The sequence below is a fragment of the Lactobacillus melliventris genome, from assembly GCF_042679465.1.
Taxonomy (GTDB): domain Bacteria; phylum Bacillota; class Bacilli; order Lactobacillales; family Lactobacillaceae; genus Lactobacillus; species Lactobacillus melliventris.
In genome coordinates this window covers 158096-175263 of record NZ_JBHTMT010000004.1, presented here as the reverse complement: position 1 = coordinate 175263, position 17168 = coordinate 158096, and the positions used below count along the sequence as shown (strand labels likewise).

At 36.7% G+C, this 17168-nt stretch carries 16 protein-coding genes; 7 read left to right on the top strand and 9 right to left on the bottom strand.

What is annotated here, in order from left to right; all coding sequences use genetic code 11:
* Positions 1-132: 132 nt before the first annotated feature.
* On the top strand, positions 133-1614 hold the full coding sequence (locus tag ACFQ32_RS06010) for an SLAP domain-containing protein (protein WP_046325546.1): 1482 nt from the start codon (positions 133-135) through the stop codon (positions 1612-1614).
* Positions 1615-1843: 229 nt separating this feature from the next.
* Entirely contained in the window at positions 1844-2665 is an 822-nt protein-coding gene (locus ACFQ32_RS10290; protein WP_052724667.1) for an SLAP domain-containing protein, read from the top strand.
* A gap of 142 nt (positions 2666-2807) precedes the next feature.
* Here the strand turns inward: ACFQ32_RS10290 and ACFQ32_RS05995 are convergent, their stop codons facing one another.
* From ACFQ32_RS05995 to ACFQ32_RS05980, 4 genes are all read right to left on the bottom strand, one after another.
* Entirely contained in the window at positions 2808-3773 is a 966-nt protein-coding gene (locus tag ACFQ32_RS05995) for a Gfo/Idh/MocA family protein (protein ID WP_046325545.1), read from the bottom strand.
* Positions 3774-3867: 94 nt separating this feature from the next.
* Positions 3868-4638, bottom strand: coding sequence for a hypothetical protein (locus ACFQ32_RS05990; RefSeq protein ID WP_046325544.1), 771 nt, complete (start codon positions 4636-4638; stop codon positions 3868-3870).
* Between the two features lie 36 nt (positions 4639-4674).
* Entirely contained in the window at positions 4675-5439 is a 765-nt protein-coding gene (locus tag ACFQ32_RS05985) for a hypothetical protein (protein ID WP_046325543.1), read from the bottom strand.
* A 339-nt stretch (positions 5440-5778) separates the two neighbouring features.
* Complete coding sequence (locus ACFQ32_RS05980) at positions 5779-6576, bottom strand: DUF6612 family protein (RefSeq protein ID WP_046325542.1); 798 nt, start codon at positions 6574-6576, stop codon at positions 5779-5781.
* Positions 6577-6734: 158 nt separating this feature from the next.
* On the opposite strand from ACFQ32_RS05980, the gene ACFQ32_RS05975 reads away from it, so the two are divergent.
* The 3 genes from ACFQ32_RS05975 to ACFQ32_RS05965 all read left to right on the top strand — a co-directional run bounded on the left by ACFQ32_RS05975 (position 6735) and on the right by ACFQ32_RS05965 (position 9342).
* A complete protein-coding gene (locus ACFQ32_RS05975) occupies positions 6735-7427 on the top strand; it encodes a 2,3-diphosphoglycerate-dependent phosphoglycerate mutase (RefSeq protein WP_046325541.1) in 693 nt (230 codons plus the stop codon).
* 605 nt (positions 7428-8032) lie between these two features.
* Positions 8033-8575: a Panacea domain-containing protein gene (locus ACFQ32_RS05970; RefSeq protein ID WP_052724666.1), complete on the top strand. Its 543-nt coding sequence runs from the start codon at positions 8033-8035 to the stop codon at positions 8573-8575.
* Between the two features lie 2 nt (positions 8576-8577).
* On the top strand, positions 8578-9342 hold the full coding sequence (locus ACFQ32_RS05965; protein ID WP_046325540.1) for a hypothetical protein: 765 nt from the start codon (positions 8578-8580) through the stop codon (positions 9340-9342).
* A gap of 182 nt (positions 9343-9524) precedes the next feature.
* Here the strand turns inward: ACFQ32_RS05965 and lepA are convergent, their stop codons facing one another.
* From lepA to ACFQ32_RS05940, 5 genes are all read right to left on the bottom strand, one after another.
* Positions 9525-11339: a translation elongation factor 4 gene (gene lepA, locus ACFQ32_RS05960; RefSeq protein WP_046325539.1), complete on the bottom strand. Its 1815-nt coding sequence runs from the start codon at positions 11337-11339 to the stop codon at positions 9525-9527.
* A 1-nt stretch (position 11340) separates the two neighbouring features.
* The gene (locus tag ACFQ32_RS05955; protein WP_052724665.1) at positions 11341-12027 is read right to left on the bottom strand and encodes a TetR/AcrR family transcriptional regulator; all 687 of its coding nucleotides are present in this window, start codon (positions 12025-12027) and stop codon (positions 11341-11343) included.
* Positions 12028-12117: 90 nt separating this feature from the next.
* Positions 12118-13086, bottom strand: a complete 969-nt coding sequence (locus ACFQ32_RS05950; protein WP_046325537.1) for an asparaginase — start codon at positions 13084-13086, stop codon at positions 12118-12120.
* A gap of 191 nt (positions 13087-13277) precedes the next feature.
* Positions 13278-13595 carry a carboxymuconolactone decarboxylase family protein gene (locus tag ACFQ32_RS05945; RefSeq protein WP_046325536.1) on the bottom strand — a complete coding sequence of 106 codons (318 nt, stop codon included), beginning with the start codon at positions 13593-13595 and terminating at the stop codon, positions 13278-13280.
* A 2-nt stretch (positions 13596-13597) separates the two neighbouring features.
* The gene (locus tag ACFQ32_RS05940; RefSeq protein WP_046325535.1) at positions 13598-14011 is read right to left on the bottom strand and encodes a cupin domain-containing protein; all 414 of its coding nucleotides are present in this window, start codon (positions 14009-14011) and stop codon (positions 13598-13600) included.
* A gap of 198 nt (positions 14012-14209) precedes the next feature.
* Between ACFQ32_RS05940 and ACFQ32_RS05935 the strand changes: the two genes are divergently transcribed.
* Together ACFQ32_RS05935 and ACFQ32_RS05930 are read left to right on the top strand one after the other, a co-directional pair.
* Positions 14210-16012: an FAD-binding protein gene (locus tag ACFQ32_RS05935; protein ID WP_046325534.1), complete on the top strand. Its 1803-nt coding sequence runs from the start codon at positions 14210-14212 to the stop codon at positions 16010-16012.
* Positions 16013-16159: 147 nt separating this feature from the next.
* A complete protein-coding gene (locus tag ACFQ32_RS05930; RefSeq protein ID WP_046325533.1) occupies positions 16160-17071 on the top strand; it encodes a LysR family transcriptional regulator in 912 nt (303 codons plus the stop codon).
* The last annotated feature ends 97 nt before the right edge of the window (positions 17072-17168 follow it).

Here is a 17168-nt window from a genome sequence, read left to right as displayed (position 1 = left end):
TTGCAAATTTTTCTGGGTTAGAAAATGATACAAAAATTAAGAAGTGGCTGACTGTATTTTTTAGTTCTCAGTTAAAATTTACTCTTGTATAGTTATAATAATTTTCATTTTTAAATATCGAAAGGTTTAGATATGAGTAAAAATAATCTTTGCAAGAAAGTGATCGTTTCTTTGACCACTGTGACTTTACTGACAGGGTTTTTAAAGCAGGCGCCGCCGAGCGTTTTAAATACCATGCAGGAAAAAGTAAATGCGGCTAAGAAAAGTGGTCGAACTAGGAGAATAAAACGGGTTGGAGTCAATTCCGCTGTCTATGTCCGCAAGGGCCAAAAGCTGGTTAAATCCAAGAAAATCATCAAGGCGGGTCAAAAAGTACGTATTTATGGCCAAAAAACTGTTAAGGGTAAACTGTTTTATCGCATTGGTAAAAATAAATTTGTTAAAGCCGTTAACATTCAAGGCAAAATTTATCAAGTAACCAAAGATACGGTACTTTATACTCGAAATGGCAAAAAAGTAAAAGCAATTCACAAAGGACAAAAAATCAGGATTTTTGGTGCGCCAAAGGTAATTAAGGGCAAGAAATGCTACGCCACTAGCCACGGTTACATCAAAAGGAGTGTGTTAGCCAAGATAAATGCAGCGGCGAAATCACCTAAGCAGGAAATTAAAACCGTGTCACCGGCAGTAAATGTCAGTTATGAATTGGCAAAAAGTATTGCTGATAATAAGACGCAAACTGCCACCACGTTGGCATTTAATGGCTCCGGCTTGAATAATACGCCAAGCAATAGTTTTACTCCTAATGTGAATAAGACTACTCAGGGTGAAACTAATAATAACCATATTAATAGTGCATCAAATGCAAATGGGGCAGAGAATTCTGATAAGTCTGAAGGTACTAATGATAGCAATACTGCACAAAATCCACATAATGCGGATGCTCTTGCAGATGCATCTGGTGCTAATGTGGTTCAGGAAGACTCTGAAGCTAATGGTAAAAATATCTCTGAGCCTAAAACACCAGAAGACAAGACAAATCTTAATCAGGAGGATATCTCTGATGATGCGGCACAGGATACAGCCTCCGCTAATTTACCAGATCCTAGTGCTGCTAGTGAGAATGTTTCAGACTCTCATACAAATGAATTTTCACCTAGTAAATTTAGACAAGTCTTTTTAAGAGAACTTAATCAGGAACGGGTTAGCCGGGGTTTAACCAAATTAACAGCAGCCCCTACTTATGACAAGGTTGTTCAAGAACGTGCCCAAGATTTAATCAAGAATTTTGGACTTTATGATAAATCTGGAAGGTCTATTTTACAAAAGGCTTTTCAAGAAAGAGGCATTGATTATCCCATATTGGGAGAATGTATTGCTAGTTTTTCGTGGGAGTGGACTATTAACCGCACTACCAACATGCTAGAACTTGCACTTGATGGTGGATCAACTGAAGATGTTGCCAGCAGTATTCTTTACGAATATCTTAACAATAATATAACTAGAGACGGGAAGTATCGGGACATATTGCTTAATCCGGCCGCCAGAACAATTGGTCTAGGAGCAGCCTTTGAGAAAACTACTGTTTATTCGGCCGTAGCTGTGATGCCATGATAATATAACAGTGATATTTCAGTTACTAAGAAAAGCAAATTATTTATAGTAACAGTGTTATCATTTTTAGACTGACTTATAAATAAAGTTAAAGAATTAACTTATTAATATTTATATTCTTTTTTCATAGTGCTAAAATATAAGCCATGTAACTCAATAGGAGTTATAGCGTTCTTAATTTTTAACTAAGTACGTCAAAATGTTGTCAATGGAAAAAGGAAGGCTCAATATGAGTAAAAATAGTTTTTATAGAAAAATGATAGTTTCTGTAGCTGGTGCAACATTGTTAGCAGTTGGCGTAAATCAATTGCCTGTCAATGCTTTAGGTAGTACTCCAACTGAAGTTAGTGCTGCTAAAAAAGCTAATAAAACTAAAAAAGTTGGTGCAAACTCTGCTGTCTACAAGCAAAAGGGCAAGAAGTTAGTTAAGACTAAGGTAACAGTTAAGGTTGGCCAAAAGGTTAGTGTTCTTGGCAAAAAGACTGTTAAAGGCAAAGTTTACTATAAGATCGGCAAAAACCAATATATTAAAGCCGTTAATGTTGATGGTAAAACTGTTCAAGTAGTTAAAAACACTGTTTTGGTAACTAGAAGTGGTAAAGCTTTAAAGAAGAGTAAAGTTCGTAAAGGCCAAAAAGTTACCGTTTATGGTGGTACTGTTAAAATTAAGGGTAAGAAGTATTACTCAACTTCAGCTGGATACATTAAAGTAAGTGCTTTAGCTAAAGACAAGACAGAGGTTACGCCAATTAGCTCAACAGGCTCAACCGGTTCTAATGGTTCCACCGGTTCTACTAGCTCTAACGGCTCCACCGGTTCTACTAGTTCCAACGGTTCAACTGGCTCAACTAGTTCTAACGGTTCAACTGGCTCAACTAGTTCTAACGGTTCAACCGGCTCAACTAGTTCCAACGGTTCAACCGGCTCAACTGGTTCTAACGGTTCAACTGGCTCAACCAGTTCTAACGGTTCAACCAGCTCAACTGGTTCTAATGGCTCCACTAACTCAACCGGTTCTAGCAGTTCATCCGCTGCTAATCCTTCAAAGTAAATAATATTTAATATTACTAGCAAAAGAGACCTAAGTGCTACCCCTGATAAATACTAAAATGTATTACAGGACTTTTAGGTCTCTTTTCATATTCAAAAACGCAGTTGCTCTATATGAGAGGTAACTGCGCTTTTAATTTTATTTATTTGACCGACTCTTTTGCTTGAGCTAGAACAGCCATTACAGCTACGCTGTGATCATACAATTTGTCAGCTTCCACAGTGTCGTGATTGTCAATAATTTTAACAAAGTCTGTAAATTCACTCGCCATCCGATGATCAAATTGGTTAAAGTTGAATTCACTGTTTTCACCGTTTCTTCGTTCAATGGTAAAGTTTTTGATTACGCCCGTTGAACCATCAAAATAGATAGTGCCCTTTTCACCTTCAATAAATGATCTTGGCGTAGTATAGCTGTCCTTTGAAGCAATCAAAACAGCTTGCTTATCTGAGTAAACTAAGTTAAGTATACCGGAAGTATCAATATGCTGCTGGATCACTGGGTAATATTGCACTTTTTCCGGTTTGCCAAAAAGACCAACGGCTAAATGAATATTGTAAATATTTAAATCCATTAAGGTGCCACCGTCTTTTGCCGGATCAAAAACGGGAGCGATCTTACCCTGCAAGAAATCATCATAGCGGCTGGAGTATTGAGTATAGTTCAGAGAGATGATATGAATAGGCGCTATTTTGGTTAATTTTCGTTTGATTTCCTTATAATTTGGCAAATGAATATTGGTGATAGCCTCGACAATAATTACGTTATGATCATCAGCTATTTTTTTAAGTTCCTGAGCTTGAGCAACAGTTTCAACATAAGGCTTTTCGCAAATAACATTTTTACCTGCCAGAAGAGCTGTCTTAACAACGTCATAATGCAAAAAGTTAGGTACGGCGACGTAAACGGTGTCTACGTTGTCGTCATTACACAACTGATTGTTATCCGCAAAGACCTCTTTAATACCATACTGCTTGGCTAAATCTTCAGCGATATGCTGACTGCGCTTAGTCGTAGAGATTGCTGCTAGTTCCAAATTTTTAATTTTAGCAGCAGTGGTTAAAAAATCATGGACAATTTTGCCACTGCCAATAATACCTAATTTCATTTTGGACCTCCGTTTTACTGATGAAAATATTTAAAAGAGTTAACACCCTTATTTTATCTCATCGAATAGATCTGGAGAACCCTATCATTTTAGATTATTTAGTTGTAGCAGGGGTCGCATTTTTGACTTCGTCAGGTAGACTTAAAGAGTCAGAGCCGCCAAAGCCAAACATTTTAAGTTTGAACGATGCAGGTGTCTTTTTATCATAATTCATCTTAAAGGAAACAGCATAGTCTGTTACTTCATTGTCTTTAAGAGTGAAAGTAACGTAGCATTTGCTGAGTTTAACGTGTTTTTTGAAAGACTTGGTGTCTACCTTATAATCTTTAAAAATCTGATTTAATAGTTTAGCTGCTTTAGTCATATTGACGCTACTTTTGAGAGTATAAACGCCTTTTTTATGACTAAGACGGGCATTCTTGTTGAAATCATGCTTAATACTCTTGGCAAATTTCTTAATTGTACTTTCATATTTTTGCATGTCCGGCTGAGTAGTTTCACTGTCTTCGAGAGTTGTATATTGCCATTTGCCATCGACTTTAGTGTAAATGCGGTTAGAAGTCATATCAACCCATTGTTCTACTTTACCTTTGTTTTTGCCAGCGTTGACGGTAGTAATAGATTGCACTAGTTGAGGCTTGGTAGTGAAGGCACCATGTGCATCAAAACCCAGTTTTTGCTTACCACTTTTAATCTTAGTGGTGAAAACGTATTGGCCACTGGTTGGTTCCGCCTTTTTATTGTTAACAATCGCAATAGCCTGCTTTTTATTTAACGCTGCGTCAACTGTTTTGGCGTGAGTCAAACCACCACCAACAAGGGCGGCAGATAATAATACAGTAGAAATTAGTTTTTTAAATTTCATGATTAAATACCTCTTAATTATTAAAAACACTTTATATTATTTTAACGGGTTAGCCGGTGCGTTTTTAACCTCATCGGGTAATTGTAAGTCGTTAAAGTCACCAAAATTACTCTTACTTTGCTTTACTCGAACATGCATAGTTTTGGCGAAACTTGCTTTAAGGCTAACATATGTACTTACAACTTTTTGATCCTTAATGGTGTAAACAAACTTGCAATTGCTAAATTTAAAACTCTTTAGTAAGGATTTTGTATTTGCTTGACCTAGCATCCCTAAAGTACTTCGTAATAATTTCTTACCGCTAACTTTACCTTTAACCGTGTAAGTTTCATTATTATTGGTGATTTTGGCATTCTTGCCCATTTCCTGATAAATACCCTTATTATATTTCTTAAGCACTTTACTATTTTTTAGTTTATTTAGTTCTGTAATCAAAAAGTCTGGTAAGGTATCGTACTGCCATTGACCTTTTTGCTTAGAATAAAGGCGCTTGCTGTCTAAATCTACCCATTGCTCAGTAGTTTCAGTTTTCTTTCCAGTTTTTGTTGTGCTGATGATGTGAAATAACCCCTTTTGACTATTAAAAACGGATTGTGCTGTGGTAGTTGTAGTCTTTTTCCTATATTTGGTCGTTGTTGTTTGTTCCATTTGCAAACTAGTGGGATTTTGTTCATCCTTTGCAATAATCGCAATGGCCTGCTTTTTGCTTAAGGCTGCTTCTACTGACTGGGCATGAAATAGCCCACCTCCAACTAAGGTGATGGATAACAGCAAAGCCGAAATAATTTTCTTAAATTTCATTGGTAACATCTCCTTTTTTAAGATACCTATATTTTATATTAAAAAAAACTTTTGTATACCTTTTTTAGTTAAATTTTTATTAAAATTATATATATTAGTCTGCCCAACAGGTCTTGGTCAAATAAAGGTCCGAATAATCCTGTTGCCATTGATGATAGAGCTTGATTTTTAGATAATTCGGTCATTAAAATAGTCCCGCAGGTTGTTTAACTTGCAGGACTCATTTCATTATTCAGCCTTTTATAAATTAAAAGGACTAGCTTCTGCCTAATAGCGGAAGTAAGTCCTTAACTAGAATCTCATAAACTATGCTGATTTTAGGATTCACATTAATAAAATTTATTTTTTCTTTTTATTTGTTTCAGGTAATGGCTTGGCGTTAAGTGCATTATTAGGAATCTTTAAAAAGTCCCTGCTGCCAATGTTGCCGTAACTTTGACCAGCACTGAAGCGCATTAGTTTGTTTACTTTAATTTTAACTAAGTACTGAAACGTATAAAGTTTCTTATTTTTAACCACTAGCTTTGCGGTCATACCTTGAATTTTACCTATTTTGGCTATTTTACGGTAAATCGTTTGTTGCTTTGAGCTTTGATTATTAGTGACAAAGATGGGGTCAAGCGCCTTCTTTATCGTCTTTTGATCTTTAACTGTTGCGTCTAGCGTATATGTCTGCCCCTTACGCGTCATTTTATAAGCTTTTGTAAGAGCTGCAGGCGGATCCATTAACATGGGGTTGTTGACTATGGAGTCTAATAAATCAACGTATGAATGACCGGTTAATTTGTTAAAGTCGCTCTTGTACCAATTACTTACACCATTAATATAGATATGATTGGAATTATCAACCCACTCTTGTGCAGATTGGGTTTTGCCTTTCACCTGTGTTTGGGAATTAAGTTGAAAAACGGTGGGATTGCCTCCAAATAGGGCAGTCGTAGCAACAACTTGGTTAGAGGTATCAGTACCCAAAGTGATGACTTGTTTTGCCTGGCCACTCTTAAAAGATTTCTGTGAACATTTGATTACTTGGCTTTTAGTTAAAATTGGTTCGCTTTGCTTTTTTGGCTTCGAGCAACCACCAGCAATTAAAGCTGCTATTAAGCTTAGGCCCAGCATTAGTTTTTTAATTTTCATAACGAGTTAGATAATCTCTTTTCTTATAATCATTATTATTTCTATTGTATCTTAAAATTTGAATTTAAAAAACGATTTTTAACCCTAAAACCTATGAAAACAAAATGTAAATGTGTAAAATAGTAAGTGAAACATTTAATTTGCAAAGGAGATATTTCATGTCAAAATTAGTTTTGATTCGTCACGGACAAAGTGAATGGAACCTTGAAAATAAATTTACTGGTTGGATTGATGTAGATTTATCAGAAAAAGGCGTTGAAGAAGCCAAGAATGCGGGTAAGTTAATTAAGGAACACGGCTTGAAATTTGACCAAGCTTATACTTCAGTTTTAACTCGTGCCATTAAGACTTTGCACTATGCTTTGGCAGAAAGCGACCAACTCTGGGTTCCCGAAACTAAGACCTGGAGATTAAACGAGCGTCACTACGGTGGTTTGCAAGGTTTAAACAAGAAGGCTACTGCTGACAAGTATGGTGATGAACAAGTTCACATTTGGCGTCGTTCATACGATGTTTTACCACCAAAGATTGAGGATGACTCTAAATACAGTCAAGTTCACGATCGTCGTTACGCTGATCTTGACCCACACATTATTCCTCGGACTGAGAACTTAAAGGTTTGCTTAAAGAGAGTTATGCCATTCTGGGAAGATCACATTGCACCAGACCTATTGGCTGGTAAGAATGTCATTATTGCCGCTCACGGTAATTCACTTCGTGCTTTGACTAAATACATCGAAAACATTTCTGACGCTGATATTATGAACTTGGAAATGAAGACCGGTGAACCTGTAGTTTACACCTTTGATGACAAGTTGAATGTCATTAACAAAGAGAAGTTAGACGACTAATTTTAAATTGAAAAATAAAATTCCTAGCCTTCGTGGTTAGGAATTTTTTTGTGGTTACAGTTTATTTGTCAATTTTGACAGAAGCGTCAAGTTGCCGACCATATTGTTCAGCATATTCTTTTAATTTTGGATCGTCTTTTGTTAATTCAGCAAGCATTTTTTCTGTTTCAGTTTTCATTTTTATCCCTCTTTAGAATATCTTTTCGAATAGTTTTATGGCTTATTTATTATGCAAACTATGCAACAATTTCTAAACTTTTTTATCATAGTAGCCCAAGATGACTTCTTTAATTATCGATTCTCTCTTTTTTTAACACGGTAGCATAAAATGCTGTTAGGTTTAAATTGATTTGACTAATTTTATCTCACGACTTTCTGATAAGTGAAAGTAGCGTTACGAGAAAGATAACAAATAAATGGTAATTTGCTTATTGTTTTGAATAAAATATATCGCAATTTTTTGGAATTATTTTTAAAAATATAGACAGAACGTAAGTTTTGTATAAATTTGCCTAAATCACACTAATTTTGGGCAAAATAGTGTTATAGTAAAACCAAGAAATCTAGATTTCTTGGTTTTACTGAAGGGGAGAGGGTGCATACATATGACTAAAACTGCTGGTAAAAAAACAGCAAAATTTGTTTTTGACAACGTAATAGATTTAGCTGGGTATTTAGAATATAGACTAGATAATCCTACACCGCTGAAAATTCAAAAAACCTTGTATTTTTTGTGGGCATTTTATTCAGCTACATACGGCAATATTCAGTACAGTACTGATGATCAAAGCGAGTTTGATCTGCAAGATGGTGCTTACCCTCCAGAGCTGTTTGAGCCTGACTTTGAAGCATGGAGATATGGTCCTGTCATAAATAAAGTGTATGCGGCTTATAAAGGCGATAAAATTAAGAAACTAAATTCAAACGAAATTCAAGATAAAATTTCTACTGGTGAATCTGAAAAGAGAGAAGTTCTATTATTTATTAATAATTTAGTAGATCAGATTAATGAAGTAAATGATTTTGGTTTAGTTCAGAGATCTCATAAAGATAAGGCCTGGAAAGACGCGTATAACGAGAATGAGCAACACTGTAAAATTGATAGTAATCAAATAAAGCAGGACTATATCAATTATATAGGTGAGTAGAAATGAAAAAACATAAAAGTTCAAATAAGTCTTTTAACAATTTGAGCTTTTTTAATCAAGATAAGAAGTTCCAATCTGATAGAAAGCTTAATGGTCTAAGCTTTTTAACAAATGATCAAAAAGTGAACAGTGGCTCTAACCTTGATGGCTTAGATTTTTCTTCAACTGTCAAAAAAATTGAGTTTCCTTTAAATGCCCAATCAATAAAACCCAAAGTAGCTTTTTTACATTGTTGTTTAAGCAGTCTAAAAATAGCAAATCTTTTATTTACAAATTATATTTATGGCTCAATGGAGAATTATAATGATTCGATTGGGATTAACTTTGAAAATATTTTTTGCAATTCTGAAGTAGTTAATAATAAATTGAGACTGATTAATTTGTCTTTGAAAAATGGAAAGAGAATTAAAACAATTTTTAGTGCCTGCATTAATATTGATTTTAAAAAATATGCGATATATGAATCTTATATCACTAATGAATACACTCAGGTTAGTGATGGGGTAGGTAAAGGAAAATTTAGAGCTTTTTCAATATATGATGTGGAAAATATCAATAGTGAAAAAGAAGAAAGTTGGTTAATAATTTTTCTGCTTGATCCACATCATTTGGTTTGTCCTGTTCCTAGTAAGGGTAAATCTCGTGATGAGATAAATGAAATAGAATATAAAAAAGTAAAGGGCTTTAATTGCTCCTTAGAAGAATTGTTTCAAAAGAAAGTAAGCAGAAATGCAATCAAAAAAGAACTTATAAACTGGCTAGACTAACTTTTACCAGAAATATCTCTTATGTCAAAATCTACTTACCTAATGATTATAGAGTTGGAGAATATTGCTGAACTAGAGTAGAGCTTTTATTTGAATAGTTTAAACAAAAAGTGCCCCCGTTATTAGATAGATTGTAGGTCTAATAAAAGGGGCTTTTTAATTTTGCTTTATAGATATTTTTTCTAATCCGGTTCATTAATATTTAAAATGGCATCAAAGACACTCTGCGGCAACTTAATATCACTTTTAACAGCTTGCCTTTTGTTTAGACTTTGTCTACGCAAAAGTTGTTGTTTTTTCGAAATACTCCGTTTTTCGCCATTAACAGCCGCATTTTTACGCAAAGGCGGCACGTCAACTCTGGCTATTGACTTGTTTTCCACCATTGCTTGCACAGGCATGGGGTATAAACGCCGCGGCACAGTATATTTCAATTTTTTAACTAATTTATGGGCGATCAAATCGGCTTTTTGCCGCGGCACGATAATGTCTAGAGCATCAACAGAAGCATAATTAATCTGAATTTGAATTTTAACTACATCTACTAGTTCGTAATCCAGAAATTCAGTGTCAAGAGTCGCAAAACCATGAGTAATTGATTTTAAGCTGTTGAAAAAGTCATAGGCAATTTCAGACACCGGCAGTTTGTATGTTAATGTGACTAAATCTTGTTGATTGTCCAAGTCTACCATTTCCCCAAAATGCTGGTCACATAATTTCATGACGGCACCCAAGTATTCATTGGGCGTGGTAATTACGGCCTTAACGTAAGATTCGGTAACGTAGTCAATTTCAGAAAAATCAGGAAATTTTGCCGGATTGGTGATAGTGAGATATTCCTGTTTAGGCTGAGGCTGCTTGAGGTAAACGTGGTAGGTGGCGTTGGGAGCAGTTGTCAGCACTTCCACGTGGTATTCATCACGCAAACGTTCTTGGATAATTTGCAAGTGAAAGATGCCTAAAAAGCCGCAACGAAAGCCGGCATCAAGTGCTTCAGATTGCTCGGGGGTGTAATGAAAGGCTGAATCATTGAGAGCAAGCTTACTGATAGCCTGCTTTAGAGCCTCATAGCTGGTATCTCCTTTAGGATAAAAACCAGCATAAACCATTGATTGCGCCGGCTTAAAGTGGGGAATGGCATTTTTAGTCGGATTTTCCGCAGTGGTTAAGGTATCGCCAACCTGCACGCTGGCAACATCCTTAATCCCAGTCACAAGATAGCCGACTTCTCCCGCATTTAATTCTTTTACTGGCTTCATATCTGGCGTGAAGATTCCCACTGCTTGAGCATTAAATGTGCTGCCATTCTGCATTAATTCCAGTTTTTGCTGGCTTTTTAACGTGCCGTCAATTAGTCTGACGTCCGCAATAATTCCCTGGTAAGAATCATATTGCGAGTCAAAAATTAAGGCTTTAAGAGGTGCAGCGGGTTTTCCCTGAGGAGCCGGGATTTTTTGGTAAATTGCTTCTAAGACTTGGTGAACGTTTTCGCCAGTTTTAGCAGAAATTTTTAAAATAGTCACATCTGCAAATTCGGGGCGCAAAGCACGAATTTGCGCTTCCGTTGCCGCAACGTCGGCAGCCGCATTGTCAATCTTGTTAATCACCGGAATGATGGTCAAGTTATGCTTTAAAGCTAAACGTAAGTTGGCTACGGTTTGTGCTTGCACACCTTGGGTTGCGTCAACTAATAAAATAGCACCATCGCTGGCGGCGAGGCTTTTAGAGACTTCGTAGGAAAAATCAACGTGTCCTGGCGTATCGATTAGATTGTATTCGTATTCTTGACCATTGTCAGCTTGATAAAAGTTACGCACTGATCGTGATTTGACCGTTACTCCGTGCGCTTGTTCAACTTCCATGCTGTCGAGTAATTGGTCACTTAACTGCCTTTTGCTCACAGTATCAGTTTGTTCCATAATTCTGTCAGCTAAGGTTGATTTACCATGATCAATATGAGCAATTATGGCAAAATTTCTGATGTTCGCGAGTTTCATTTTATTTAGTTCCCTCCAGTTTTTGTTGTAATCCTTGTAAGTAAAACAACATTATTTGATTGGCTTCTTGTTCGAGATCAATTTGAAATCCCTTAAAATCAACGGGTAACTGGTCATGATGAAATTCGTCCAAGTTCATCATGTTCATGAGTCCGCTAATTATGGCGCTTTGAATAATAAAAAGGTGACTGGCCTGTTTAACACTTAATAGTGTGATTCTTGCAGCAATCGCCTGTCCCAGTTGCTGGTTTATTTCATATAATTTTTGCCGACCGGCCAAAGTTTGTTCTCTGTCAGCCGCTGCTTCTAAAATTGGCCCCCGTAATGCGTTAAGCCGCAATAAATCGGGCCTTTCACGTATTAACAGGTGATTTTGTTCTAATAAAAAAGCAGTAAAGTCATTCCAAGAAGTGATACTTGCAGTTTTTTGAAAACGCTGGCGTACTTCTTTGAGGTAGTCTTGATAACCAGAAAGCAGCAGATACATAAAGATGTTCTCTTTAGTTTTAAAGTAATTAAATAGTGTGCCTTTGGCTACACCAGATTCACGTGCAATTTGCGCCATGGATATTTGGTTAAAATCATTTTTTTGAAATAATTTACTGGCAGCAGCCGCAATTAGCTGCTTTTTGGCTGCTTTTTCTTGGGGAGTTAAGACATACATAATGACATTTTGTGCTCCTTTCATTCAATAATGACCAACGGTCATTTTACAAATAATTATTAATTTTTGCAAGCAAAAAACCAGCTACTTATGCAACTGGTTGTAACACATATTTTATTTATTAATGTATTTCTTTAATTGTTCACCATGAAGTCCGGCACTTAAGCCCACTAAGAGTTTAATTCTGGCCTTTTGGCCATTAAGGCCGCGGCAGAAGATAATACCCATTTTGGCTAAGCCAACACCGCCGCCCTCGTAATCATAGACTGGTTCAGCGATACCATTAAAGCAGCGTGAGACTAATACCAGCGGAATATTATTATCAAGCAATTTTTGCAGTGCTGGCAGTGTTTGTGGCGGCATGTTACCGGCACCTAAAGCTTCAATCACAATTCCTTTAGTTGTCGGTTTGTCTAAGGCCTGCAAAATTTCTGGTCCCATTCCTGCATAGGCCTTTACCAGATAGACATTTGCAACGACATGATCAATAGGTAAATGTTGTTGCGGGTTAATGGTTTGCACATAATTGACGTGGCCTTCTGAAACAACGCCAATTGGACCAAAAGTGGCTGTCCGAAAAGTAGCTACATTCGTGGTATGAGTTTTGGTGACATAGCGGGCTGGATGAATTTCATCATTCATGACTACTACAACGCCCTTACCGATGGAAGCAGCAGAACTGGCTACCATAATTGCAGTCCTGAAATTGTACAGGCCGTCACTGCCAATTTCGTTAGAAGAACGCATGGCCCCGGTTACTACTACAGGCATTTTGCTGGAGATGGTTAGGTCTAAAAATAAGGCTGTTTCTTCTAAAGTATCAGTGCCGTGAGTTACAACTGCGCCAAAAAAGCCTTCTGCTTCAGCTTGGCGGATACGCAAGGAGAGCTGTAACATACGCTCAGGAGTCATATGGGGCGAGGGTAAATTAAAAATTTCTTCTGTAACTAACTGCACGTCATCATCAACGTTTAAAGGTAAATCAGCCAATGGATTTTGACTGTTGGGCTTAATTTTGCCATTTTCATCTTCTGACATTGAAATGGTGCCACCAGTGTGTAAAATCAAAATTTTTTTGCTCATGATCGTTATACTCCCGTAATTTCTTTTAATACCCATCAAGAGTAACACAAATTTTTAGCTGCTGATACCTTTAACGGTCAAAGTTTTTAGACATAAAAAAGCAGCCAGACGAAGCAGTGATATGACCCTCAAATTTAAGACAACTTTGGCCATCATATGAGCAAACAGACCAGCCGTTTATATTAAAAGTTTTAATCAGTGAAAACCTCTTGCGCCAGACCAAATGCAGACCATGCTTTAGGCCAGCCGCAATAAAATGCCAAATGAGTAATCAGTTCGGCCATTTCGTCTTTGGTAATACCGTTCTTTTTTCCCATAATCATATGTGATTTAAGTTGGGGAAAAGCCCCTTGTGCCATTAATGCAGCACAGGTAATCAAACTACGATCGCGTGCAGATAATTTATCTTCTCTTGACCAGACTTCACCAAATAAAACATCATCATTTAGTTCCGCAAATTTAGGTGCAAAATCACCTAGTTTATCTCTACCAGCAGTTTGTTTTTCCATTTTTAATCCTCCAGTTTCTCATATTCTTCATCTGTAACTGGTTCCAGCCATTTAGGTGTTCCCGCAGTAATAGCTATATGTGCAAACCAACTGTTCTTGGTAGCGCCGTGCCAATGTTTGACGCTGTCATGAACTACGACGACATCTCCTGGGTGCAGTTTGCGTGCCGGCTTACCCTCTTCTTGATACCAGCCTTCACCAGCAGTAGCTAATAAAATTTGAAAGCCGCCAATGTGCTGGTGCCAGTTGTTGCGACAACCGGGTTCAAAACTGACATTTGAGACGCTGACATTAATATTAGGATCAGTGACTAAATTTTGCAGGTAGCTTTGACCTTTAAAATATTTTTGATAAGCAGTATTTTTGGCACCTAAAGCAAAAATACCATTTTGCACATCACTTTTATGATCGTCCATTTTATTCTCCTTTTCTCTTTAATTTAATAAGATTACTTTAATCCTTAAAGTGAACTTTAAGTCAAGTTGTTTTAACAAATGAGTTCAATGAGTTTTATTAATAATGATTATTGTTTTTTTGAATAGTATATATTGGAAAAATATAATGTGATAAAATTAATTTGATAAATGAAAGCGATTTATGTTAAGGAGATTACCATGATTTATCAAAAGAATATTGCGTGGGATGCAAATTATGATGTTGTTGTTTTAGGATTTGGTGGCGCTGGTGCAACTGCTGCTCGGTTTGCGGCTGATCATGATGCCAAAGTGCTACTGGTTGATGCAGCTCCTGAAGGGCACGAAGGTGGTAATACCCGTTATTCTGCCCAATTAATTGGTACGGGTAATGACTTTAATGAGCTGAAAAAGTATTATCAGAAACTAACGGCGCCAATGGAACTTGACGAAGAGATGATTGATACTTATGTTGACGGGATGGTGCACATTCCTGAATACGTTTCTAAATATTTGGGTGTTAAACCAAATAGTGCTAAGGAATATGCCCCTGATAAAAGTTATGCTTTCAGGGAATTTCCGGAATTTCCAGGCTCGAAGTCCTATGATTTCACCACTGTCACTAAGCATTGGTTTGATGCTTCCTTATGGCAAATTTTAAAGAAGCAGGTAGTGAAGCGGCAAGACAAAATAGATGTTTTGTACAGCACACCTGCAGAAGAACTAATTCAAGATCCGGAAACGAAAAAGATTTACGGTGTAGTGATTAAGCGTGATGGTAAATTGCTCAAAATTCAGGCCAAAAACGGTGTTGTCATGACCACCGGTGGTTTTGAAAATAACCAAAGAATGATCGAAGACTTTATTGGCGCCAAAAGGCTGGCACCTTTAGGCACCCTTTATAACAAAGGTGACGGTCTGAGAATGGCCCAGGAAGTTGGCGCTGATTTTTGGCATTTACATAATTATGAATCTTTAGGTCTGCTTCATGGTATGGCTTTTGCGGTGCCAGCGGGACAACGTGGTCGCTTAATGCTAGGGCCTCAAAATGAAGCGGTCGCTAGCGGCAGTTCGTTTGTTGTTGGTGATGATGGCACCAGATACTTTAATGAAACTGAAGAAAACCGCCACGGCCATATTAAGAATCATGGTCAATGGAAAGTACCGCTAAATCAGGAGCATCCGTACTTGATTTTTGATGAAACTAAAAAGCATGAATTAGATAACGATAAAATTATTGGCGATTACAAACCATACACAGAAAATGTTATCAAAGCTGACACTGCTGCCGAATTAGCCGATAAAATTGGTGTTGAACCGGCAGTATTGTCTGACACCCTCAATCGTTTCAATCAAGCATGTCAAAAGCAAGATGATCCCGAATATAGAAGAGATCCGGCAACTTTACGTGCATTTACTGGTAACACAATTTATGCTGTCAGACTAGAACAAACTATGCTCAATACGCAAGGCGGACCTAGAAGAAATAAGAATGCCGAAATTTTGGATACCAGAGGCAAGGCGATTCCTAATCTTTATTCTGCAGGTGAACTTGGCGGTATCTGTGCTAACCAATACCAAGGCGGCAATAATTTGGCAGAATGCTTAATTTGGGGCAAGATTGCTGGAGAAAATGCGGCTAAACCAAAAGTTGCTGCAACTACTGATGCGGCAAGTGGTGCTACTATGGCTGAAAAGCACTTAACTTCGGATCTTAAACACGAAACCTATGAAACAGGAGAAAACCAATATATTGGTAAATCAACTAAAGGTATGGGTGATGAAATAGTTGTCCGGGTAACTGTTGATGAACAAAAGAACTTAAAGAATATTGAAGTTTTGAAGCAAGCTGAATCAGATGACTATGGCTTGAAAGCTATCAAGACTTTACCTGCCAAAATGGTTCAGGAAAATACCGTTGATGTTGATGCGGTCAGCGGTGCCTCAAGCTCATCACGCGGTCTCAAAGATGCGGTTAATGATGCGCTAAGTAAGATAAAGTAACAGTTTTTAAAAAGGCCATTTGCGCTAAATGGCCTTTTTGTATACACTAAAACAAATTGGATAAAGTAAAGCCCGTATTTTTATATTAAAAGTTTTTAGTATAATATATACAGAAATTAAATTGAGATTTTTAATGAGGTAATAAAAATGAATTTTACTCAATTACGTTGTTTTATCAAGGCTATAGATAATTCAAGTTTTACTATCGCAGCTGAGCAGCTAAATTTTTCCCAATCAGCAGTTTCTAAAAACATTAAAGATCTTGAAAATACCATCGGGGTAACTTTAATTAATCGCGCGCATCATCGGATTTCATTAACAAACGCCGGCAAATATTTTTATCGTGTGGCCAGAAACGTAGTAGACGATATGGACTACACCGTTGCCTATTTACAGAGTAAGAAGAATGATCCAGAAACCCTTGTGCGGATAGGAGTTTGTGATACACCATTTGAGCAAAAAATCTTACCAATCTTTTTGCGTAAATTACGGGAATCTGGTAGCAACTTAAATATTCAATTTGTTTTTGTTCTTAATAATTCAATTGGTGAACTTCTCAATCATCATGTAGACTTATGTGCAATTGCTCGAGAAGATGTTGATATCATTGAAGACATCAATTTTGAACCAATGGTTCAGGGTAAAGTAGTTATTGCATGTCCTCAAGGTTCAAAATTGGCTGAAAAGTCTAAGATTAATATTTCTGATTTGGTTGGTCAGGATTTATTTTTACTTGATCCAAATAGCTCACTAAATGTGCAATTAAATTTTCAAACTGCCCTAATCAATAAATTGGGGATGGATCATATTAAATTTGTACAAGACTTTTTGGCAATGGATATTTATGTTCGCGGAGGTTGGGGTTATGGCATCTTACCTAATTTCATTGCAGATTATCAAACAGAAGGAATTAAATATATTCCCATTGATTATCATGATATTTCGCCTTATGGTATTGCATACATGGAAAGCTTTACCAATGATTCTGTACTTGAAAAAGTAGTAAGTACATTGAAATCAGCAATAAACGAATATTTATTTGAAAATAAAAATAAGTAATTCACAACAGAAAGTGATTTTTGTAGAGCTTGCAGTCAACTTATAAACGTTGATAGTGCAAGCTTTTTTGCGTTAACTTTCAAAAACATAATATCTG

What these genes read in the sequence shown, in the direction of transcription:
- ACFQ32_RS06010 (WP_046325546.1), top strand. Translation starts at nt 133, where the DNA reads ATGAGTAAAAATAATCTTTGCAAGAAAGTGATCGTTTCTTTGACCACT.
- ACFQ32_RS10290 (WP_052724667.1), top strand. Translation starts at nt 1,844, where the DNA reads ATGAGTAAAAATAGTTTTTATAGAAAAATGATAGTTTCTGTAGCTGGT.
- ACFQ32_RS05995 (WP_046325545.1), bottom strand. Translation starts at nt 3,773, where the DNA reads ATGAAATTAGGTATTATTGGCAGTGGCAAAATTGTCCATGATTTTTTA.
- ACFQ32_RS05990 (WP_046325544.1), bottom strand. Translation starts at nt 4,638, where the DNA reads ATGAAATTTAAAAAACTAATTTCTACTGTATTATTATCTGCCGCCCTT.
- ACFQ32_RS05985 (WP_046325543.1), bottom strand. Translation starts at nt 5,439, where the DNA reads ATGAAATTTAAGAAAATTATTTCGGCTTTGCTGTTATCCATCACCTTA.
- ACFQ32_RS05980 (WP_046325542.1), bottom strand. Translation starts at nt 6,576, where the DNA reads ATGAAAATTAAAAAACTAATGCTGGGCCTAAGCTTAATAGCAGCTTTA.
- ACFQ32_RS05975 (WP_046325541.1), top strand. Translation starts at nt 6,735, where the DNA reads ATGTCAAAATTAGTTTTGATTCGTCACGGACAAAGTGAATGGAACCTT.
- ACFQ32_RS05970 (WP_052724666.1), top strand. Translation starts at nt 8,033, where the DNA reads ATGACTAAAACTGCTGGTAAAAAAACAGCAAAATTTGTTTTTGACAAC.
- ACFQ32_RS05965 (WP_046325540.1), top strand. Translation starts at nt 8,578, where the DNA reads ATGAAAAAACATAAAAGTTCAAATAAGTCTTTTAACAATTTGAGCTTT.
- lepA (WP_046325539.1), bottom strand. Translation starts at nt 11,339, where the DNA reads ATGAAACTCGCGAACATCAGAAATTTTGCCATAATTGCTCATATTGAT.
- ACFQ32_RS05955 (WP_052724665.1), bottom strand. Translation starts at nt 12,027, where the DNA reads ATGAAAGGAGCACAAAATGTCATTATGTATGTCTTAACTCCCCAAGAA.
- ACFQ32_RS05950 (WP_046325537.1), bottom strand. Translation starts at nt 13,086, where the DNA reads ATGAGCAAAAAAATTTTGATTTTACACACTGGTGGCACCATTTCAATG.
- ACFQ32_RS05945 (WP_046325536.1), bottom strand. Translation starts at nt 13,595, where the DNA reads ATGGAAAAACAAACTGCTGGTAGAGATAAACTAGGTGATTTTGCACCT.
- ACFQ32_RS05940 (WP_046325535.1), bottom strand. Translation starts at nt 14,011, where the DNA reads ATGGACGATCATAAAAGTGATGTGCAAAATGGTATTTTTGCTTTAGGT.
- ACFQ32_RS05935 (WP_046325534.1), top strand. Translation starts at nt 14,210, where the DNA reads ATGATTTATCAAAAGAATATTGCGTGGGATGCAAATTATGATGTTGTT.
- ACFQ32_RS05930 (WP_046325533.1), top strand. Translation starts at nt 16,160, where the DNA reads ATGAATTTTACTCAATTACGTTGTTTTATCAAGGCTATAGATAATTCA.